This window comes from Paenibacillus sp. FSL H7-0942, assembly GCF_045040715.1.
Lineage (GTDB): Bacteria > Bacillota > Bacilli > Paenibacillales > Paenibacillaceae > Paenibacillus > Paenibacillus amylolyticus.
In genome coordinates, this window is sequence record NZ_CP150279.1 from 530,235 (window position 1) to 550,771 (window position 20,537).

At 48.3% G+C, this 20,537-nt stretch carries 18 protein-coding genes and 1 riboswitch; of the genes, 17 read left to right on the forward strand and 1 reads right to left on the reverse strand.

Annotated elements, in window-relative coordinates; all coding sequences use genetic code 11:
* Positions 1 to 28: 28 nt before the first annotated feature.
* The 12 genes from pstC (at position 29) to MHI48_RS02560 (ending at position 13,243) form a co-directional block, all read left to right on the forward strand.
* Positions 29 to 964: a phosphate ABC transporter permease subunit PstC gene (gene pstC / locus MHI48_RS02505; protein WP_405142893.1), complete on the forward strand. Its 936-nt coding sequence runs from the start codon at positions 29 to 31 to the stop codon at positions 962 to 964.
* A 2-nt stretch (positions 965 to 966) separates the two neighbouring features.
* Positions 967 to 1,854 (forward strand): phosphate ABC transporter permease PstA, encoded by an 888-nt coding sequence (gene pstA / locus MHI48_RS02510; RefSeq protein WP_405144571.1) that lies wholly within the window; start codon positions 967 to 969, stop codon positions 1,852 to 1,854.
* A 12-nt stretch (positions 1,855 to 1,866) separates the two neighbouring features.
* A complete protein-coding gene (pstB, locus tag MHI48_RS02515) occupies positions 1,867 to 2,622 on the forward strand; it encodes a phosphate ABC transporter ATP-binding protein PstB (RefSeq protein ID WP_074093254.1) in 756 nt (251 codons plus the stop codon).
* Between the two features lie 184 nt (positions 2,623 to 2,806).
* Positions 2,807 to 3,838, forward strand: a complete 1,032-nt coding sequence (locus tag MHI48_RS02520) for a phosphotransferase enzyme family protein (RefSeq protein WP_405142894.1) — start codon at positions 2,807 to 2,809, stop codon at positions 3,836 to 3,838.
* Positions 3,839 to 4,030: 192 nt separating this feature from the next.
* Positions 4,031 to 4,741, forward strand: coding sequence for a response regulator transcription factor (locus MHI48_RS02525; RefSeq protein WP_047840351.1), 711 nt, complete (start codon positions 4,031 to 4,033; stop codon positions 4,739 to 4,741).
* Positions 4,738 to 6,228, forward strand: coding sequence for a sensor histidine kinase (locus MHI48_RS02530; protein ID WP_405142895.1), 1,491 nt, complete (start codon positions 4,738 to 4,740; stop codon positions 6,226 to 6,228). Before MHI48_RS02525 ends, MHI48_RS02530 begins: the two co-directional genes overlap by 4 nt.
* Entirely contained in the window at positions 6,197 to 7,324 is a 1,128-nt protein-coding gene (locus MHI48_RS02535) for a LolA family protein (RefSeq protein ID WP_405142897.1), read from the forward strand. The genes MHI48_RS02530 and MHI48_RS02535 overlap by 32 nt, the downstream gene beginning before the upstream one ends.
* 208 nt (positions 7,325 to 7,532) lie before the next feature.
* Entirely contained in the window at positions 7,533 to 9,119 is a 1,587-nt protein-coding gene (locus MHI48_RS02540; protein WP_405142899.1) for a collagen-like triple helix repeat-containing protein, read from the forward strand.
* Positions 9,120 to 9,253: 134 nt separating this feature from the next.
* Positions 9,254 to 9,378: riboswitch (glycine riboswitch) on the forward strand.
* A gap of 277 nt (positions 9,379 to 9,655) precedes the next feature.
* Positions 9,656 to 10,345 carry an L-serine ammonia-lyase, iron-sulfur-dependent subunit beta gene (gene sdaAB / locus MHI48_RS02545; RefSeq protein ID WP_405142901.1) on the forward strand — a complete coding sequence of 230 codons (690 nt, stop codon included), beginning with the start codon at positions 9,656 to 9,658 and terminating at the stop codon, positions 10,343 to 10,345.
* Complete coding sequence (gene sdaAA, locus MHI48_RS02550) at positions 10,335 to 11,273, forward strand: L-serine ammonia-lyase, iron-sulfur-dependent, subunit alpha (RefSeq protein WP_405142903.1); 939 nt, start codon at positions 10,335 to 10,337, stop codon at positions 11,271 to 11,273. Before sdaAB ends, sdaAA begins: the two co-directional genes overlap by 11 nt.
* Before the next feature lie 188 nt (positions 11,274 to 11,461).
* Positions 11,462 to 12,676: a YhgE/Pip domain-containing protein gene (locus MHI48_RS02555; RefSeq protein WP_051447043.1), complete on the forward strand. Its 1,215-nt coding sequence runs from the start codon at positions 11,462 to 11,464 to the stop codon at positions 12,674 to 12,676.
* 54 nt (positions 12,677 to 12,730) lie between these two features.
* A complete protein-coding gene (locus MHI48_RS02560; protein ID WP_051447042.1) occupies positions 12,731 to 13,243 on the forward strand; it encodes a helix-turn-helix transcriptional regulator in 513 nt (170 codons plus the stop codon).
* Positions 13,244 to 13,386: 143 nt separating this feature from the next.
* Here the strand turns inward: MHI48_RS02560 and MHI48_RS02565 are convergent, their stop codons facing one another.
* Complete coding sequence (locus MHI48_RS02565; protein WP_405142906.1) at positions 13,387 to 15,141, reverse strand: alpha-glycosidase; 1,755 nt, start codon at positions 15,139 to 15,141, stop codon at positions 13,387 to 13,389.
* Positions 15,142 to 15,369: 228 nt separating this feature from the next.
* Between MHI48_RS02565 and MHI48_RS02570 the strand changes: the two genes are divergently transcribed.
* The 5 genes from MHI48_RS02570 to MHI48_RS02590 all read left to right on the forward strand — a co-directional run bounded on the left by MHI48_RS02570 (position 15,370) and on the right by MHI48_RS02590 (position 20,065).
* Positions 15,370 to 16,053 carry a response regulator transcription factor gene (locus MHI48_RS02570; protein WP_339196736.1) on the forward strand — a complete coding sequence of 228 codons (684 nt, stop codon included), beginning with the start codon at positions 15,370 to 15,372 and terminating at the stop codon, positions 16,051 to 16,053.
* Positions 16,050 to 17,621, forward strand: coding sequence for a histidine kinase dimerization/phospho-acceptor domain-containing protein (locus MHI48_RS02575; RefSeq protein ID WP_405142908.1), 1,572 nt, complete (start codon positions 16,050 to 16,052; stop codon positions 17,619 to 17,621). The genes MHI48_RS02570 and MHI48_RS02575 overlap by 4 nt, the downstream gene beginning before the upstream one ends.
* Positions 17,622 to 17,701: 80 nt before the next feature.
* Complete coding sequence (locus tag MHI48_RS02580) at positions 17,702 to 18,616, forward strand: ABC transporter ATP-binding protein (RefSeq protein WP_036672188.1); 915 nt, start codon at positions 17,702 to 17,704, stop codon at positions 18,614 to 18,616.
* Positions 18,613 to 19,329: an ABC transporter permease gene (locus MHI48_RS02585; RefSeq protein WP_036607500.1), complete on the forward strand. Its 717-nt coding sequence runs from the start codon at positions 18,613 to 18,615 to the stop codon at positions 19,327 to 19,329. Before MHI48_RS02580 ends, MHI48_RS02585 begins: the two co-directional genes overlap by 4 nt.
* A 1-nt stretch (position 19,330) precedes the next feature.
* Positions 19,331 to 20,065, forward strand: a complete 735-nt coding sequence (locus tag MHI48_RS02590) for an ABC transporter permease (protein ID WP_036672186.1) — start codon at positions 19,331 to 19,333, stop codon at positions 20,063 to 20,065.
* The last annotated feature ends 472 nt before the right edge of the window (positions 20,066 to 20,537 follow it).

Consider the following 20,537-nt stretch of genomic DNA (forward strand, 5'->3'; position numbering starts at 1 on the left):
TTAATTCTACTATAGAAGGATGGTTGTTATGGAACAGACCGAAGGGGGAACGGTAATGAATAACAAGTTGAAACCGCGCCCGCCCTTAAAAGAGAAACATTATTGGGAAGAGTGGACGGGACGGATCTATACGTCGATTTGTGTCGTTTTCCTGATCGTTGTCATGTTTTCCATTGTTTATTTTGTAGCGTCTAAGGGACTATCCACATTTTTCCAAAATGGAATAAGCATCAGCGAATTCCTTGGTGGAAAGACGTGGAATCCGACCGGAGAACCTGCGTTCTACGGGGCATTACCGTTCATCACAGGTTCTTTCATTACAACCTTGCTTGCAGCATTGATCGCAAGTCCGCTTGGCCTGTGTGCAGCGCTCTTCATGACAGAGATTGTCCCGGGTAAAGGCAAAAAGATCTTGCAGCCTGCGATTGAGCTCTTGTCCGGAATTCCATCCGTTGTGTACGGATTTATCGGTCTGAGTGTCATCGTACCTTTGTTGCGCAGTATCTTTGGTGGAACAGGCGTCGGGATTGCAGCCGGATGTCTTGTTCTCGCGGTAATGATTCTTCCTACGGTGACAAGTATTATGGCGGATGCATTGTCCGCATTGCCAAAAGGATTGCGTGAATCCTCCTATGCACTGGGTGCCACTCGCTGGCAAACCATCTACCGTGTCATTATTCCAACGACTTTGCCAGCTCTGTTGACAGGTGTCGTTTTGGGTATGGCCCGTGCTTTTGGTGAGGCACTTGCTGTGCAGATGGTTATCGGTAATGCACCGCATGTTCCAACATCCTTGCTTGAATCGGCTTCAACATTAACAAGTGTAATTACACTCAGCATGGGTAACACCACGATGGGTTCTGTTCATAACAATGCACTGTGGAGTATGGCGCTTGTCCTGTTGGTGATGACCTTTGTCTTCGTCATTCTGGTTCGCCTGCTTGAAAGGAGAAACCGGGTATGAAAATGAAGGCAAAGACGGTAGATAAAATTGCAACATCAGTTATCGTTGTACTGGCCCTGTTCATTGTTATTCTATTGCTCGGTCTGCTTGGATTCATCATGTATAGAGGCATTGGGCATATTAGCTGGAACTTCCTGACGAGCGCACCACAGTTGCTTAAGGGTGGCGGCGGGATTGGTCCACAGCTCTTCAACTCCGTATTCTTGCTTGTTCTGACCTTGCTTGTTACCATTCCACTCGGATGGGGCGGCGGGATTTACATGGCGGAGTACGCCAAACCAGGCAAGATTACCAGCTTCATTCGTCTGGTCGTTGAAGTATTGTCATCATTCCCATCCATCGTTATCGGTTTGTTTGGTCTCTTGCTGCTAGTAAATCAATTTGGTCTTGGTTTCTCCCTGATCTCGGGTGCCTTGGCTCTGGCGATCTTTAACTTGCCACTGATGGTACGGACAACGGAGCAGGCCTTCCGGGCCGTTCCGAAGGAACAGAAAGAAGCAGGTCTGGCGCTTGGACTGTCCAAGTGGAAGATTATCACTTCGATTCTACTGCCTGTGGCATTGCCGAGTTTGATTACGGGTACGATCCTGGCATCGGGCCGGATCTTCGGTGAAGCAGCAGCGCTGATGTTCACCGCAGGTATGAGTAGTCCACCTTTGGACTTTACAGATTGGAATCCGACGAGTCCAAGATCACCGCTTAATCCTTTCCGTCCGGCAGAGACACTTGCTGTCCATATCTGGAAAGTAAATAGTGAAGGTATTGGGCCAGATTCCAAAGAAGTGGCAGCAGGGGCATCCGCCGTGCTTGTCATTCTCGTGCTGGTATTCAATCTAAGTGCACGCTGGATCGGTCGGATTGTATTCCGCCGCATGACAGCTTCGAAATAAGGAGGAACCAACATGGCCATACCTTTTGGTACGGAACAGTTAAGCATATATTATGGACATTTCCAGGCGGTCAAGCAGATTAGCCTGACGTTTCCTGAAGCAAGCGTAACGGCTCTTATTGGACCGTCTGGTTGCGGTAAATCCACGTTCCTCCGGTCACTCAACCGGATGAACGACGAGATTGCCGGTTCCCGTACAGAGGGACATATCTGGATGGACGGTAACGACCTGAATGAGCCTGGAACCGATGTAATCAAGCTTCGCCAGAAGATTGGCATGGTGTGGCAGAAGCCAAATCCTTTTCATAAGTCCATCTACAACAATATCGCGTTTGGCCCCCGCTACCGTGGTACGAAGAGTAAGAAGGCACTGGATGAAATTGTGGAAAAAAGCTTGCGTCGTGCCGCGCTCTGGGACGAAGTGAAAGACAGACTGCATGAGTCAGCTCTGTCTCTCTCTGGCGGACAACAGCAGCGTCTATGTATCGCTCGCGCTTTGTCTGTTGATCCGCAGATTTTGTTGCTCGATGAGCCGGCATCTGCACTTGACCCGGTATCTTCGGGTAAGGTTGAGGAATTGATCACCGAACTCAAGAAGGAGCTGCGGATCGTCATTGTTACCCATAACATGCAGCAGGCGGCACGCATCTCGGATTATACGGCTTATTTCTACCTGGGGAACATGATTGAACACGGGGATACAGAGCATATTTTCACGAACCCGGACAATCGTCTGACGCAAGAATACATTATGGGTCGTTTCGGTTAATTGGATCATGGAGTGTAACATAGAGTAATAGACAGAGAGATAAAGAAATAATAGAGACAAAAGAAAGCACAATGCCTGGACGGTTGTTCGGGGATTGTGCTTTTTTAATTTATAATTTTAGTGGGATTTTCTGTATGCGGGATAAACATTATGCTACGATATTTAGTGTGAAGAGAACGTTTACATGACTTCGAAGGAGATGTTGATAATCACTACGGATCAGATGTCTTACGACCATATGGCAGCTCAGATTATACAGAACTACACTATTGAGAAACCTGTCGTTTCATATATTCGTCATAATGAGAATCTGACGTATCATGTCGTTGATGAAGCAAGCCGGCACAAGTATCTGCTACGTATCCATCAAGCCGCATATGCCAGTATGACAGGCATTCAGCATACGCTTCCTGCGCTGGAGGCGGAGATGAATCTGCTTCATGAGTTAAATGCAACGACAGCATTGCTCGTGCAACATCCGGTACGCAATGCATCGGGTGAATGGGTAACGCTATGGACAAGTGAGGCAGGGAAAGAGATCTGTTGTACGGTACTGGAGTGGATTGAGGGAAGGGACATCCAGCAGGGAGAACGCCTGACAACAGAGCAGATCTATGATCTTGGTGCACAAATGCAGATGCTTCATCAATATGGGCGTGAGCAGAATCAGACAGATCGAACAAAGGTGCGGCCGGCATATGGCAATAGCCATGAGAACTTGGTCATGCTCGGGCAGCTAGAGGAAGGTGTCCGACTGGGGATTTTTACAACGGAAGACTTCGATCTGCTTCGTGAGACGTTTGAGAACATTAATGAACAGTTAGAAACATACCCGCAACACGCAGGGACATGGGGGATCATTCATGGGGATATTACTCGCAATAATCTGCTGATAACGGAGCAGGGAATTTCCATGATTGATTTTTGTCTACACGGTTATGGTTATTATCTTTTTGATGCCGGAGGGGCAGCACTTATGTTCAATCGGGAGGAACGTGACATATTCTTATCCGGTTATACCCAACAGATCGGATCACTGACGGATCGTGATATCCGATTAATGGAAGGATTCATGTTGATCTTTACACTGGGTTATTATGCCTTTCAGATGGCGAATGAGTCGAGGCACGAATGGATGAAAGATCGCATGCCGAAGCTGTGCAGTAAGTATTGTAGACCCTATGTACAGAACGAGAGCATCTTCTATGAGTTATGAGGTGTTTCCTTTTCTAGGAGCTATAACTTAGGATTAAGATTGTGAATATTACCTGGGCGTCCTGAACAATCGGGGTGCTCTTTTTGCATGCATTAGATAACGATCGTAATGGACATTTATGAAGAAAGTATAAACTCTGAGGAGAGTCAACTTTTCTTAGCTACAATATAGTCATGGGAGGATGAAACAGCGATGAGAGACAGCGAGAATATATTGCTGGTGGAGGATGATCCGGAGATTGCCCGTATTTTGAGAGATCATCTACGTCATGAGGGTTATGGGGTAACTTGGGCATCAAGCGGTTTGGAGAGCTGGGAAGACTTTAGGGAGGGAACCTATCAATTAGTCTTGTTGGATCTGATGCTGCCGGAAATGGATGGGTTCACGGTATGCAAAAACATTAGACTGATCAGCGATGTTCCGCTGCTCATGATGAGTGCTCGAATCGAGGAAGAGAGCAAAGTCAGGGGGCTTGGGCTGGGAGCTGACGATTATATTACGAAGCCCTTCAGTCTAACGGAACTTACAGCTCGCATTAAATCTCATCTGAATAGGTACCGCAGATATCAGGGCGTAGAGCCGGATTCGACAGATAGACAGTATAACGATGGGTTATCGATTGATTATTTGAATCAGCGCGCACAGGTTCATGGAGAACATGTGGCACTAACCAACAAGGAATGGGCTTTGCTCATACTGCTTGCTTCTCATCCTGGCCGGGTGTTTACCAAGGCGGAACTGTATGAACATGTCTGGAGTCAGCCAGAGGCGGGGAACTCGAGTACAGTCACAGTTCATGTGAAGAGCCTTCGGGCCAAGCTTGGTGACGAGCCCCATCATCCACGCTGGATTCAGACGGTGTGGGGCAGTGGTTACCGGTTCGTGGGGGAGCCTGAGGAATGAAGTTGAAGTACTGGTTAATGCTTGCCTTCCTCATTGTAATGCTGCTGCCTGTCGCTGCTGGGTGGGCGCTGTACTCCCTGTATAACTATTACAATGATCAGCGTGCCGTAACGGAATATGTGGAGTTGTCCGGACAATTGGCTCCTATTGAACTGGCTTTATCTGACCCGGGACTGTACCAGCTGCACTCGCCTGATGCTTTCGCTGCACTCTCTGAATTGGAGAATGGTCGGGTGAACTTTGCTCTGTATTTACCAACAGGGATTCGGGTGTACACATCAGAGGGGAGTACATGGTCTGCTGGAGCTTACACCGTTGGGGGGGCGGAGCTGTATCGTAATTTGTACAACTTACAGATACGTCATCGTACATTCTCGTTGAAGAAACCCGTATGGGAAAAAGGTGAGTTGGTAGGCATTTACGAAATCGTCATGCTGCGTGGAGATTGGCTGGAAGGCATATCCTTGCGGACTACCTGGGTCATGGGTCTCGCTGCTACTTTCTTTATTCTGTTATACGGAACAGTGCTGTGGTTGCTATCCCGAAAGCTCTTTCGGCCGATGAAATATCTCATAGAACGAATGGATGCTTTTGCACGGGGAGAGGCTGCTACGGATGTGGTACCTGTTCGTCATGATGAAATGGGCATCTTGCTCCAACAGTTTGATGCAATGCAAGACAAGATCAGACATACTCAGGCCGATGTGGAGAGGGAGCAAAAAGAAAAAGAGCTCATGATCGCCTCGTTATCCCATGATCTGAAAACACCGTTGATGTCCATTAGTGCCTATACGGAAGTACTTAACGGTGATCGTCAACTGAAACGCCTTGAAAGGCAGGAATATCAGGATGTGCTGCTCGGAAATGTGGAGCGGATGAAACAGATGATTAGTGAACTTGAGATGTATACGGCGTTGGGTTCCAGTGAATCGGAGATGGCCATGGTTAAGGTGGAAGGTGAAGAGTTTTTTGATATGCTGCTTGGGAGCTATGAGGGACTTGCCGAGCGTGGTCAGATTGACGTGAAGATGGATGTCCGCACAGATCAACTGTACCGAGTTCATCCCGAACAACTGATGCGCCTGACAGATAATCTGATAAATAATGCACTACGCCACACAAGGACGAACGGTGTAATGGGACTAGGGGTTATTGCTTCAGATTGGGAGCTTCCTGAATGGATTATTCCTTCGCTTAGAGCTGAATTGGATAACTACAGGGCGGGAGCAACATTGATCATAGTACAAAACGAAGGTCCTGCTATTCCTGAAGAACAGCTCATTCGTATCTTCGAACCCTATGTTCAACACCAGAATCAGGAGGAGAAGACATATGCAGGTGGTTCGGGATTGGGATTGAGTATAGCCAAACGGGTTGCAATAAAGCACGGAGGGGATATGCGCATGTGGTCATACGAAGGATATGGAACGCTGGCAGTATGCCGATTGCCTGAACATGGAGAATGTAAACGCAGAGAGGGTGGATAAGATGATGAAAAAAGGATGGATGATGCTGGGTACTGCTGTGTTGGCAGGCGCCCTGCTTGGAGGTTGCGCGGAGAAGGATATGCTGTCTATGTCAGGAGATGAGATGATTGAGAAGGTTGTCTCAGCAGAAACAGAACCCGCCTCGTATTATGCGGAAGGTGTGATGAAGATATGGGCGGATGACAAGCTGACTAACACGATGCAAATTAAGGAATGGGTAGATGGTGAAACCGGACGAAAGCGCACGGAAACATCAGAGAATGGCAATGTCAGTTACGCAGTTAATGATGGAAAGAAGATCACCATATATGAAAAAGAAACAGGGGCAGCATATTCCATGGATGCATCATCCGTGTCACAACAACCTAATCAAACCCAGAAGCAAATATTGCTCGATCAACTAGAGCGGTTACGTACTACGCATGATGTGAATATGATGGGACAGGAGAAACTTCATGGACAGGACGTCATTCATATTGAATTGACACCAAAAGAAGAAGGCGCATTCTCCATATCTTCAGAGTATTGGGTAGATCCCAAAACGTGGATGATTGTCAAAGTAAACAGCGCGTATGGGGATGGAAAATCAGAAATGGTCTATGATCCGATTCAGTATGACCCTGAATTCACAAAGGATACTTTCGTAATTGACATCCCTAAGGAGGTCGATGTGAAGGACTTGAACGATATGATGCAGAATTCCGAAGTGACCCTAGAGGAAGCGGAAAAAGCGTTGGAACAGCCGTTCCTACAGGACATGAGTGGAGAATTCGAACTATCACGGATCGAAATGTCTACATCGCGCGGTGAGCTGAGCAGAGATGAAGTAACCTTGTATTATGTAAGTAACGACAAGGTAGAAGTCAGCCTGACGGTATTCAAGATGCCGGAAGAAAATGTGGACGATACACTAATACCGGATGAAGCCGAGATTAAGGTTCGTAACACCGAGGGTTCATATATGAAGAGCATTCGGAACATATCATGGAGTGAGAATGGCTTGCGGTACTCCATCATGGGTGAAAACGAAGGATGGACAAAGGCAAAGCTGCAAGCTTGGGCGGAAGCACTGACCCTTACCAATCCGTCTAGATGAGCTAAAGAATAATAATAAGGTTGCCGCAGAAACGAAGCGGCAGCTTTTTTTGTATATTCTCCTTTTGGTGTGGTGGATATCTATTCGATCTCCTTTCAGTCCATTCCAAAAAGGCAAGAGGGCAACTTCACGTTTACAGTTCAATATGCATATTCATAGAAGACAATCTTGATTTGGTGATGGAGGCAGGAGAAGGGGGCATCGCAGGATGGCTGTTTTATCAACAGGGCCAATAGAAAATAATATAGTGGTGGGAAGCGGCGAGCGTCCTACACAGAGAATTACAGTGAAATTAGACAATTGGAGTCTCACTAGTTTCTCTACCGTTCTGGTTCAAGGCTATTATTTGAATGGTGTTCGCACACTATACGTTCAGGAATTGTTTAATGTTTTGCCTAACCAGGTTATAACAAAAGACTATTATGCAGATTTGGATGCATTTGAGTTTATATTTATCACAGGTGATGATACGGAGGATGAAGTTCAGATTTCCGTATGGGGGAAAAACCAGAACGGTCAACTGGTAACGGCACATCGTTTGGTGTCTGAGGAATTGTTAGGAGCGAACCCCGGTCTAGTCGGGGTAACGGGTGCGACTGGAGCTACAGGGACAGCAGGGGTTGCGGGAACAACTGGTCCTACAGGGGCTACAGGTGTTACAGGACTGACAGGAGTTACTGGTCCTCCTGGAGGAACTACGGGATCGACGGGAGAGACCGGTGTCACTGGGACCATGGGGGAGACAGGATCTACCGGAGTGACAGGAGTCACGGGCGCTACTGGAAGTACGGGGACCACAGGAGAGACAGGGCTTACCGGAGTGACGGGTGTTACTGGGAGTACAGGAATAACAGGAACGACTGGAGTCACCGGGAGCACAGGGGAGACAGGGTCTACTGGAGCCACGGGGATTACCGGGAGCACGGGAGAAACAGGGTCTACTGGAGCCACGGGGATTACCGGGAGCACGGGAGAGACAGGGTCTACTGGAGTGACGGGAGTTACTGGGAGTACGGGAGAGACAGGGTCTACTGGAGCCACGGGGATTACCGGGAGTACAGGAATAACAGGAACGACAGGGGTCACTGGTGTTACAGGTGCAACAGGCGTAACGGGAGTAGCGGGAACGACCGGAGTCACTGGTGTTACAGGAGCGACAGGACTGACGGGAACAACTGGAGTCACTGGTGTTACAGGAGCAACAGGACTGACGGGAACAACTGGAGTCACTGGTGTTACAGGAGCAACAGGACTGACGGGAACAACTGGAGTCACTGGTGTTACAGGAGCAACAGGACTGACGGGAACGACCGGAGTCACTGGTATTACAGGAACAACAGGAGTGACTGGGGCTACCGGTACGACAGGTGCCACGGGATCAACTGCAGCTTCGGCTCCGGCAGACTCTTCCTTGTTTGCTGATAGCCAGACCACGGCGTTGGGTCTTTCATTAGTAGCTGAAACAACGATTCAGACACTTAATGTACCTGTAGTGGCAGGTCAACGCGTGAAAATCGATAATAGTACACAAGTAGCAATAGTTGTAGGGTCTAACTGGAGTATTGCGTATAACATTAATCTGAGACGTAACGGAGTTTTAATTAATCAATTGCAACTCTCACGAACCGGTAATGCTTCGGGAACGTTGAGGTTTCTTTCCTCCAACACTTACGTGGATACATCCCCGACTACAACGACTAATGCATACACGATAAGTATCCAATTTACGACAACTAGCAACGTCACGAGTGCCTCAGCGGAAGTGAGAAATCTGAATGCTATTCGTTTCAGTTAAAATAGACATCGAACTTATGATAATTACACGTTACTTTTGTTGACATATATGATATTGTACATTACTCTATGGGTATACTTGATCAAAAAATTAGAAATATACCAATTCGAATCGAATTAAGATAATACAGCGGATGATAACGAGCGGGAGAGACCTGGGTTAGCCGAGCAATATGGCTAGTGTTCAGGCACCGAAGGAGCAAGCTGCTGCGCACCCGGCGCAGTGGTTAATCTCTCAGGTAAATGTACCATCGTTGGACGCAACTCTGGAGAGTGCGCGAACTGCGCCACCCAAGGGGTATATGATCAGTCAGACCGGTGAACTTGTCTGTAATCGCAGGCAATGCACCTTGTCGTGAGACACTGCTGATCGTGAAACTCTCAGGTATCGAGGACAGAGAGAGGGCCTAAGGCCTTCTTCTGTCCTTTTTTGATGTCATCATACCCTAAATAGGGACATTGTGGATGAAACTCCTGGATCGAAATGACGAATACATTTTACAAATATGAATCATGATTAATAATGGAGGGTTACAAGTGCGATTTAAAGATGTTTTCTCAATTATTGGTCCATCGATGACGGGGCCTTCAAGTTCGCATACAGCTGGTGCGGCAAGGTTAGGAAGAATTGCTCGTCAGTGGCTGGGATGTACGCCAGATCGTGCCCGGCTGACGCTGTACGGTTCATTTGCAGATACGTATCAGGGGCACGGAACAGATCTGGCACTGATCGGCGGTCTGCTGGATTATGTCACAGACGATCCGCGTATCCCGGATGCAGAGCAATACGCAGAGGAAGCGGGCATGGAGGTTGAGTTTTATACAAGTGGCCTGCCTGCTCCTCATCCAAATACGGTCAAAATTGAGTTGTGGCATGGAGAACGTGCCTGCTCCTTAATCGGTGCATCCATTGGTGGTGGAAGCGTATCGGTGCATTCGATGAATGATTTTCGTGTTCAGATTAGTGGTGAGTTTCCAACACTCGTTCTGCGACATGCAGACAAAGCAGGGGTGCTTGCGTCGGTAACGTCCACGATCAGTTCATCCGGGGTTAACATCGGGTATATGCAGGTGGACCGGAAAGCCCGTGATGGCGAAGCGCTTACCGCGATGGAAATGGATGGTGTGCCTAATCCTGATATGCTCAAGCGTCTAAAAGAGCTGGACCATGTGCTGGACATTCGTGTTATCGATTTGAAGAGAGGAGTTAATTCGGATGCGGTTTAAACATTTGCACGAGCTGAATACGATCTGTACAGCGGAATCCAAAACTATTGCTCAGCTGATGATCGAGGAGCAAGTTCAGGAGACCAATACACCGGAAGCGGATGTTGTGAAGCAGATGTCTGAATATTATCAGGTAATGAAGGAAGCGGTACGCAAAGGGTTAACGGAAGATACAACATCACGCAGTGGATTAACAGGTGGAGACGGCAAAAAAATGGCCGAGTACATTCGCAAGGGTGAGACTTGCTCGGGAGATGCTTCCGCACTTGCCATGGCGTATGCCCTGTGTGTATCTGAAGTGAATGCCTCCATGGGTCGGATCGTGGCAACACCAACAGCTGGTTCCTGCGGCATCATCCCCGGTGTTTTTATTAGCTCACAGGAGCGATTTGGCTGGACGGACGAACATTTGGTGAACGGGTTGTTCTGTGCGGGAGCGATTGGTTATGTTATCGCGAACAATTCATTTATCTCCGGAGCCGAGGGTGGGTGTCAGGCGGAAGTGGGTTCCGCTATCGGCATGGCTGCGGGTGCCATGGTTGAACTGCGTGGAGGTACACCGGAACAGGTTGTTCATGCCGTTGGTTTGGCGTTAAAAAATACACTGGGCCTTATCTGCGATCCAGTCGCAGGCCTTGTTGAAATCCCGTGCATCGTCCGTAATGGACTGGGTGCAGTTACGGCGCTGGCTGCGGCTGATATGGCCTTGGCCGGAGTGCGTAGTGTCATTCCGTCAGACGAAGTCATCGATGTCATGCTGGAAGTAGGCAGTGCGATGCCGAGCCGTCACCGGGAGACAGCCCAAGGTGGACTGGCCCAGACACCTACCGGCCGCAAAATGATGCAGAAGTTGGCTAAACCGAAGGCAAAGCGTGCAGAGCCTGAGACTGAGTCCCCTGCTGAAAATGACGTAGAAACTAAGGCATAAATCGGATTGATATGAAAAGCCGGTACAAATCTTCCTGGTGAAGAGATGTATCGGCTTTTTTTGTCTTTTTCCAACGAAGAAAAACAAAAAAACATTGACGATCTATATATCGATTAGATATATTAACAACTATCATATATCAATACGATATATAAAAGAGCGAAACAAAACTAAAGGAGATGGATAGAATGAAAGGTATTTTCCAGACGAGTCTACTGTTTTTGAAAAACGGAGCCACCATTGTAGGTTTAATTACGGCTGTGCTGTTTCAGGTTTTTTTTAACATCATCTGGCTTAGCGGATACGACCAGGTTAACGAAAGAATGACTCAATTGGCTGTCACCATCGTGAATGAAGATGGGGTAGCGGCTGAACCAGTGGCTAAGTCTTTGGCGGCAGGTCTGAATTTCGAGATCAAACCATCTGAATCGATGCAAGAAGCACGACAGATGTTAACGGATCGGAATGTGTACATGATTATTGAGATTCCATCAGGTTTCATGCAACAGGCAGAAGACTTGTCAAAACTGATGACAGTGAAGTATGTGATGAACGAATCAAACGTGGCTACCGTGAAAAGTGTGATGCAGAACGTAGCCGCACAAGTTACAGCGACGTTGAACCGTGAAGTACAAGAGAATGGCATTCGCGGAGTGCTGAATCAGTCCGGTATGACTGCTGATCAGTCCGATGCGCTGGCGCTTGGGTTGTCTTCACGCGTGGAGGCAGAAGTGGAGCGACTGAATCCTGTTGATAATTTTTCTTTTTCCATGGTACCGATGTTGATTGTAACGGCTACGTTTACTGGAGCGATGTTGCTTGGCATGAATCTGCAGAAAGTATCTGGTGAACTGAGTAACAGGGCAGGGAAATGGGAGCGTTTCTGGGCGCGCAACATCGTTAATGTTGGTGCTGCATTTATTGTCTCGCTCGTTGGGTCGGGGATGATGCACGTTATGGGGGTATCGTCAGCAGATGGTTGGTTCATGTTATGGCTTTTCCAGTTGCTGGTCACCATATCTTTTATACTCATGGCTCAGTTGAGCTTGTTGTTGCTTGGCAATGCTGGGGCTTGGTTAAACAGTGCGCTGTTGCCTCTGCTGATGTTGTCCTCGGGCTCAACGATTCCACGCGATGTAATGTCTGAGTTCTACCAAGGGATCGGTCATTATCTGCCGGCGACCTATGCGGTAGAAGGCATGACGAACCTTGTGCTTGGGGGCAACGGGATTGGCAGGGATGTATTGTTCCTTGCAGTAATAGGGGGAGCAACGTTGACTCTGGGTGCCCTTAGCATCTGGATCAGACGCTCCGGCCCGGTACGTTCTGAAGCTCATAAGGAGGACCAGACTGCTGCTGTGCCTGTTGCTCTGAAAGCAACCGTTTCGTCATCTGAACATTGAACAAGGGGTACTGATTGTGATACGTTAAGGGGAATGGAAAGGAGCGGTACACCGATGAACACGCAGCATGTCATCCTCGGAATACTGCACAATCAGCCAAGTTCCGGATACGAGATCAAGCAGTACTTTGAACAATATTTTTCATTTTTCTTTGATGCCAGCTTTGGCACCATATATCCTACACTTGCGAAGATGGAAAAGTCAGGATTGCTGACTAAGGAATCGGTTAAGCAGGAAGGGAAACCTGATAAGAACGTGTATTCATTGACCCCTGAAGGAGCAGCGCAATTTCACGCCTATTTAATGAGTCCTTTGGAAGCTGAGGTATTTCGTTCTGATTTTCTGATGCGGTTGTATTTCGGAGAGTTGGCGGATGAAGATACCGTAACGGGTTGGATATCCAGCCAGTTGAAGCGAAAGGAAATGTTATACGCTGAACTTCAGCGCCAGATGGAAGAATTCGGCGAACGTATTTCGCCTGCACAGCGTCTGTGTCTGCAAGTGGGGCTTGTACAATATGAGGCCACCATCCAGTTGCTCAAGGAACAGCTGGTTCAGCCAGAGTAATCCATGGTCATAATGAATTACGTCAAAATCAAATAGGCACTCATCAGATCCGGAACAGGTCTGTGAGCGCCTATTTGGTTTTTTATATTCCGATGAAGTGGACCCATGTCCGGTCTTGTATAAAAGCAAATATAGCTTGGTGTTTATGTGAGACTAGTACTCAGTACAGCATATCCATACGCGGGCAGTTCAATGGCGAGTACGCCATCTTCCTTGGCGGTGCGATGGTTTCCGCCGAATAACTCGGTCCATTCCTCGTCACCGGCCTCAAGCTCGACAATAGCTGTCTCTTCTGATCGATTGAACAGAACCAGAATGCGTTCCTCCTCATTTTGTCGCTCAAATACCAGTTGGCTGCCATCGGGACGAGCCTGTAAGAAACGAACGGTGCCTTCTGCACGCAGGGCAGGATGCGCATGACGCAGGGAGATTAGTTTCTGATAAAAGTTAAACAGCTCTCGGTCTTGCTTCGCTTCATCCCATTCCATGCATTTACGGCAACCCGGATCATGTTCGCCGTCCATGCCAATCTCGTCTCCGTAATAGATGCACGGCGCGCCCATATAACTGAACTGGAATAACGCAGCCAGCTTCATCTTGCGCTGGTCGCCTTCACACAGCGTGAGCAGCCGCGGGGTATCGTGGCTGTCCAGCAAGTTAAACGCCACTTCGCTGGCCTGAAGCGGATAACGGGATAACTGTCGCCCGATGGAGTTTGCGAACTGTTCGGCGTGCATCGTATTTTTCACAAAGAAAGCATTCACGGCATCGGTAAACGGATAGTTCATGGACGCGTCGAACTGGTCGCCTTGCAGCCAGGAAGAAGACTCGTTCCATACTTCGCCCAGAATATAGGCATCCGGATTAGCCGCTTTGACTACACGGCGGAAATCACGCCAGAATGCATCATCCACTTCGTCTGCCACATCCAGCCGCCATCCGTCCGCACCCACTTCCTTGATCCAGTACTCGGCAACCTCCAGCAGATAGGCCTTCACCTCGGCATTCTCCGTATTCAGCTTTGGCATGTGCGCTTCGAATCCGAAGGTCTCATACGTAGGAATGCCGTCCTTCACGTCCAGCGGGTATTCGTGTACATGGAACCAGTCCTTGTATTTGGATTGTTCTCCGTTCTTCTGCACATCTACAAACGGCGCAAATGTCTTCCCGGAATGGTTGAACACAGCATCCAGAAGTACGCGAATTCCACGTGCATGACACAGCTCGACCAATCGTTTCACGGTATCTGCGTCACCAAAGTGCCGGTCTACCCGCAGGTAGTCTTCGGTATCGTATTTGTGATTGGTAGTGGCTTCGAAGATGGGTGTGAAGTAGATCGCATTAATGCCAAGATCGCTGATGTAATCCAGATGGTCGATCACGCCCTGAAGGTCACCGCCGAAGAAATTGAAAGGTGTCGGCTCACCACCCCACGGCTCTACCTTTTCCGGACTAATATCCGGGTTGCCGTTGGCGAATCGTTCAGGGAAAATCTGATAGAACACTGCATCCTTAACCCATGCAGGGGGTGTGAATACAGCTCCAGCATGAATATAAGGGAACTGGAACATACGACCCGGATCGTCTGGTTCTTTTTCCTGGAAGTCCGTCTCGGTCATCCAGATCTGTTCGTCTCCGTTTTTGAGCAGAAAAGAGTACTTCAGTCGGTGGTAGGGAGGTTTCACCTCACCCTCGAAGTAATCGAACATGGAGTCAGAGGTGAACTTTGTTAAGGGAACCAGCGCTTTGGTTGCATCCCACGCATATTTATCCCCGGTCAGGGCGTGTACCTCGGTCAGATCATTCTTTTTGGTACGCAGGCGCAGGTGGATTGTATCTTGGTCATAGGCATAGGCCCAGTTTCGTTTCGGTTGATGATAGATGGCTTCCAGCAGCATAATGAAATTCCTCCCGTCAGGTGTAGAACTGATATGTACTTGGTAGACTTGATTAATATGACATTCCCCATGTTAATGGATAAGCTATAATTAGCATGTGTGGTAACGTAAAGGACTTCAACATTTGCTCAACAAGACATGAATCCATATGATATAGACAGCTTTTATCATGATGATGCTCAGATATATCATTAACCCAATGGGGGCAGAAAGGAAACGAATATTCGGATGAAAACCAAACTGTTATATATTGAAGACGATACGGAAATTGCGACTTGGGTCAGAGCCGATCTGGAGGAACGCGGTTATGAGGTGGTGTGGCTCGGCAGTGGTGAAGGCGCAGCGGAGGCCGCTGTCGGTTGCTCACTCATTATTCTGGATGTCATGCTGCCCGGACTGGATGGATTTACGGTGGGCCAGCGACTGAAAAAAGAACATCCCGCCGTGCCCATTGTCATGCTCTCGGCCAGAACGTCCATTGACGATAAGTTGCACGGTCTTGATTTTGCCGATGACTATGTGACCAAACCATTTCACCCCGATGAACTGGCTGCCCGGATTGAAGTACAACTGCGTAAGGCAGGAACAGCGGTATCCACGGATACAGCCCTGAAGCTGGATCATCTCTCCATCTATGAGAAGGACAATCGGATCATCAATGAGGAGACGGGGGATGAGATTATTTTATCGGGAAAACAGTTCCACATCTTCGCCTACCTGCTACGACATATGGGCATGATTCGAACCAAAGAGCAGATCTATGAAGCCGTCTGGAACGAGCCCTATCTGGATGGGGACAAGACTTTAATGGTACATATTCGACATCTACGCGAAAAGCTGGAGCTTGATCCGGCCAATCCGGTAGTTATTCAGACGGTCCGTGGTGTGGGATATCGTGTGAAAAAGCCATGATTCGGTGGTTCAAGGAACGGAAGATCATGAAGGGAGAACGGAAGGGAGAACGAAGCATGGAGCAAAAGCAATCCGGGCGGCGTAAGCTTCGCTTTGGGCGGTCCTTGATGTCCAGATACATCATCCTGATCTTGGCGGCTGTATTATTTGTCCCCGTCATTCTTCCGATCATGTCCATCATATATGTTGTTGTAGTGAATAACACGAATATGAATCAAGCGGCACCTTATGGTGACGTTACCCAGATCAGTAACCTCTGGTCGCTTGAAGCGGAGAACCTGGATGGTGCTTCGGATGAAGAGATTAAGGCCCAGTTGGAGCAATTACATGGCTCGTATCCCAAAGCTTCCATGTATCGTGTGAAAGCGAGCGGTGAGACCCTCTTTATTCTCGGTAGTGAAGATGTAACGCTTCTGAAATCCACGTCGCCGGATGGCAGGACAGACACGACATTGAGATGGTCACTGGATTCCGGGCAAACGGCAGAGACCCGAATTCCAGCCGAATGGAATGCGAACAATACCGTGCAATTCATGAAAGAAGCTTCCTTTCGCGATCCGTTGACCGTAGTTTCATATATTGGCGGGGGTGAAAAGGACAGAGGACAGGGCTTCATGATCATTGAAGTGCCGAGATCACTTCTGCAAATGAATCACAGTAACGGGCTGCTGGAACTTTTGTATCTCGGCATTGTAATGACCATCATCTTTCTGAGCTTCATCATGATGTCGATTCTCTTCTTCGCACGCATTCGCAAACGACTTATTCGTTTGCAGACAGCCATGATGACCACAGGCAAGGAAGGCCTCCCGCTTCCGGTAGATATCCGCCAGTCAGACGAGATCGGTCAACTGGAAGAAGCCTTCAATCAGATGGTGCATCAACTGTCCGACAGCCGTCACCGTGAACGCGAGGAGGAACAATTGCGCAAACGTCTCATTGCGGGGCTTTCCCACGATCTGCGTACCCCGCTAACGGTGATTCGTGGACATATGCATGCTTTGCACAAGGAAGAGCTGAGCGAGCAAGGTGACCGTTCATTACATCGCATGGAAGCAAAGATGGAGGACCTCGGCGGGCTCATTGACAACATGTTATCCTACAATTTGCTCACGAGTGGGAAATATACACTGAAGCTGGAAGAGAAAGATATACTGCGGATCGTCAGGGAAACGGCGGCCGCCTGGTACCCAGTCTGGGAGAAGGAGCAATTTGAGATTGATATTGACCTCCCGGAGGAACCGCTGATCTGGCATATGGATGAACAGGGCATGCGTCGTATTCTTGATAATTTGTTCCAAAACGTGATCCGTCATGCCGACAGCGGGAAATATATTGGTATATCAACTCAGGAGATTCAGGGTGAGACGGCCATCGTTATTCAGGATCGGGGTCCGGGAATGCAACCGAATGCCGACACAAAAGGCACAGGTCTGGGTTTGTCCATTGTAGACCTGTTGATCCGTGAGATGGGTCTGCGCAAGAGGGTAGACAGTTCCGATACGGGTGTCCAGACATATATCTACAGTGGTAAGGGGAAACAGGGAAACAACAAACCGCTGAAATAGCTTTTTTAAACTAAACTTAAACTAGAGACTACTTTGGCTTTAACCTTGGAAGGTTACGATAGTTCTGAGGTGATCATACAGTGAGTGAAAATATTATTCAAACGGCTAATCTATGGAAAACATACCGGGACCGTGCAGCGGTCCGTGAACTTGATCTGCATATTAAAAAGGGAGATATCTACGGCTTCCTCGGTCCCAACGGCGCCGGCAAAACAACAACGATTCGCATGCTTCTCGGCTTGATTAAACCAACCAAAGGTGTGATCCGTGTCTTCGACAAGGATATCCGCAAGGATCGCATGGATATTTTGCGCCGTGTGGGTTCCTTGGTCGAATACCCGTCCTATTACGGCCATCTGAACGCAGTAGAGAATCTGGAAACTTTGCGCCGCATCATCAATGTACCAAAATCAAGAATTGCTGAAGTGCTGTCCATTGTAGATCTGACCAAGGATGCCAAACGTTCAGTGAAGGGGTATTCCCTTGGGATGAAGCAACGTCTGGGTATTGCCAGCGCTTTGCTGGGTGAACCAGAGCTGCTGATTCTGGACGAACCAACGAATGGGCTTGATCCTGCCGGTATTCAGGAGATTCGGGAACTGATCAAACGCATGCCGCTGGAACATGGCATTACCGTTCTGGTTTCCAGCCACTTGCTGAGTGAAGTCGAACAGATGGCAAGTCGTGTTGGTATTATCCGTGAAGGCAAGATGGTGCTTCAGGATACCATCGCAAGTCTGCATAGTCAGACGGGTAGCTCTATCCGGTTAACGGTTTCCGAGCCGGAAGAGGCTATGAAGCTGGCGAGAGAACAGGGCCAATTTGGTCAGCAACAAGGTTCTGCATTAACTTTTCCTTATATGGATAACAGTTCAGTGGCACTGCTTGTGCGCCGATTAATTGAGCAGGATCATGATGTGTATCGTGTAGAGGAACAGCGTCAGTCGCTGGAAGATCTGTTCATGCGGGTCATTGGCGAGGGGGCTTCCATATGACCGGGCGTGCATTATCGTCAGACTGGCTCAAGATTCGGGGGAAAGGGATCTGGTTTCTTGTCTTTCTGGCCCCTCTTGGATTGACAGCGATGCAGGCGCTTAATTTTGGCTTACGGCTGGACTATCTGAAAGAGCAGTATGCAGATAACCTGTGGGGCGGATTATTGGGCAATGTGGTTGTCTTTGTGCCCTTGTCTCTGATGCTGGGAGCAACCATTCTCAGCTCCATGATCGCCAATGTTGAGCATGAACAGGGATCGTGGAAACAGTTGCTCGCGATGCCCATTCCCAGACCAGCCGTGTATTTAGCCAAGTTCCTGCTTGCTTGTGTGCTGCTGGTGATCTCCTGCCTGCTGCTAACCGCAGGAATTGTGGGTCTGGGTCTGATCCTCGGATTCCATGCCAGCGAAATACCTTGGACACATGCGATCAAGCTGGGTCTATTGCCTTTGGCTGGTGCACTTCCGGTGTTGTCACTGGAGTTGTGGCTCACGATGGTTAACAAGAATCAGGCGCTTCCCGTCACCCTGGGTATCGTTCTCGCGATAACGGGTATGTTCTCACTCAGTATCTCACCAATCTTTCCGCTCGCATGGGCACAGATGGCCTGGAATGGGCCTAATCCATACCTGTATGCAGGCATGGGGGCAGGTCTAGGGTTATTAATCCTGTTGCTGGGTATGGTGCATTTTAGCCGGAAGGATGTGGCCTGATATGAGCTTTGCGACAACGTACTTCCGAATCTTGTCCGCTGAACGATTGAAAATGAGCAAATCGCCCATATGGCTCCTGATTCTGCTGAGTCCACTCATTGCGCTGCTCATCGGACTGTTGTCCACGCCATCGGGCAATTGGCAGGTATTGATGACCACGATGGTTTTCCTGCACGGATTGTTATTGTTACCGATGCTGACTGGTGTGTTTACGTCCTTTGTCTGCCGTTTCGAACATGCAGGTGGAGGGTGGAAGCAGATGCTGGTTTTACCGCTCACACGTTCAGGTGTATATGCAGGTAAACTGACGATTGTACTCATGCTTCTGGCGGGCACGCAAGTATTGTTGCTGATGTCCATTCTGCTGGCAGGCATGTTTCACGGCATTACGATGCCAGTACCTTGGGGATTCTTGGTAGGTAAACTGCTGCTTGGCTTGCTGGCCTGTATACCCCTGGCTGCCCTGCAGATGTTCGTTTCATTGGTGTGGAGCAGCTTTGCCGCACCGCTCGCACTGAATTTTGCATTGACCATACCGAATATTCTCATTGTAAACTCGGCGACATATGGGCCGTATTATCCATGGGCACAACCGATGATTCTGATGACACCCGTGGACGGCGCAGGTTTCGGAGCCTACAATGTTCCACTGATCACAATGCTGGCGGTTGTTGGAGGCAGTGCTGTTATTTTCATTGGAATCGGCATGATGTATTTTGCGAAAAAAGAAATCTGAATAATCCGTTACACCCTTGGTTATCGTAAGTCAAAATCCTCTTTAAGCAAAACATGCAAGCTCTATTGTATGTATGCTTCAGGAGGATTTTTTCTAATGTCTGACCCACCCATCATGAATGGTCAACTCCCGAATGAATCTGAGGAGTACTATTCAAGGATTTGAAGTGATCTCAGCAATCTAAGGAACCTGAGACATGTTATATCCAATGAAACAACCGTTTGCAGCGTTTATGTCAGGAGATTATGGGGATTAACGTGCCTGATGTTCTTTAACATTTACAAAGGGCACATGGACGCCAAATAAGATGTCCTGGGTTCTTTAGAAAATTGCTTAGCCATTCGTCAGAATCAGCTGACTTGGATTTGAACTTCAAACTTGTTAGAGGCTTACATTGATCCTTGTATAAATTGTCTGCCTTTGCAGGCACCTCCTAAGTAAATCAAAATTCCAAGTATTACCTCACACATCA

What these genes read in the sequence shown, in the direction of transcription:
- pstC (WP_405142893.1), top strand. Translation starts at nt 29, where the DNA reads ATGGAACAGACCGAAGGGGGAACGGTAATGAATAACAAGTTGAAACCG.
- pstA (WP_405144571.1), top strand. Translation starts at nt 967, where the DNA reads ATGAAGGCAAAGACGGTAGATAAAATTGCAACATCAGTTATCGTTGTA.
- pstB (WP_074093254.1), top strand. Translation starts at nt 1,867, where the DNA reads ATGGCCATACCTTTTGGTACGGAACAGTTAAGCATATATTATGGACAT.
- MHI48_RS02520 (WP_405142894.1), top strand. Translation starts at nt 2,807, where the DNA reads ATGACTTCGAAGGAGATGTTGATAATCACTACGGATCAGATGTCTTAC.
- MHI48_RS02525 (WP_047840351.1), top strand. Translation starts at nt 4,031, where the DNA reads ATGAGAGACAGCGAGAATATATTGCTGGTGGAGGATGATCCGGAGATT.
- MHI48_RS02530 (WP_405142895.1), top strand. Translation starts at nt 4,738, where the DNA reads ATGAAGTTGAAGTACTGGTTAATGCTTGCCTTCCTCATTGTAATGCTG.
- MHI48_RS02535 (WP_405142897.1), top strand. Translation starts at nt 6,197, where the DNA reads ATGGAGAATGTAAACGCAGAGAGGGTGGATAAGATGATGAAAAAAGGA.
- MHI48_RS02540 (WP_405142899.1), top strand. Translation starts at nt 7,533, where the DNA reads ATGGCTGTTTTATCAACAGGGCCAATAGAAAATAATATAGTGGTGGGA.
- sdaAA (WP_405142903.1), top strand. Translation starts at nt 10,335, where the DNA reads ATGCGGTTTAAACATTTGCACGAGCTGAATACGATCTGTACAGCGGAA.
- MHI48_RS02555 (WP_051447043.1), top strand. Translation starts at nt 11,462, where the DNA reads ATGAAAGGTATTTTCCAGACGAGTCTACTGTTTTTGAAAAACGGAGCC.
- MHI48_RS02560 (WP_051447042.1), top strand. Translation starts at nt 12,731, where the DNA reads ATGAACACGCAGCATGTCATCCTCGGAATACTGCACAATCAGCCAAGT.
- MHI48_RS02565 (WP_405142906.1), bottom strand. Translation starts at nt 15,141, where the DNA reads ATGCTGCTGGAAGCCATCTATCATCAACCGAAACGAAACTGGGCCTAT.
- MHI48_RS02570 (WP_339196736.1), top strand. Translation starts at nt 15,370, where the DNA reads ATGAAAACCAAACTGTTATATATTGAAGACGATACGGAAATTGCGACT.
- MHI48_RS02575 (WP_405142908.1), top strand. Translation starts at nt 16,050, where the DNA reads ATGATTCGGTGGTTCAAGGAACGGAAGATCATGAAGGGAGAACGGAAG.
- MHI48_RS02585 (WP_036607500.1), top strand. Translation starts at nt 18,613, where the DNA reads ATGACCGGGCGTGCATTATCGTCAGACTGGCTCAAGATTCGGGGGAAA.
- MHI48_RS02590 (WP_036672186.1), top strand. Translation starts at nt 19,331, where the DNA reads ATGAGCTTTGCGACAACGTACTTCCGAATCTTGTCCGCTGAACGATTG.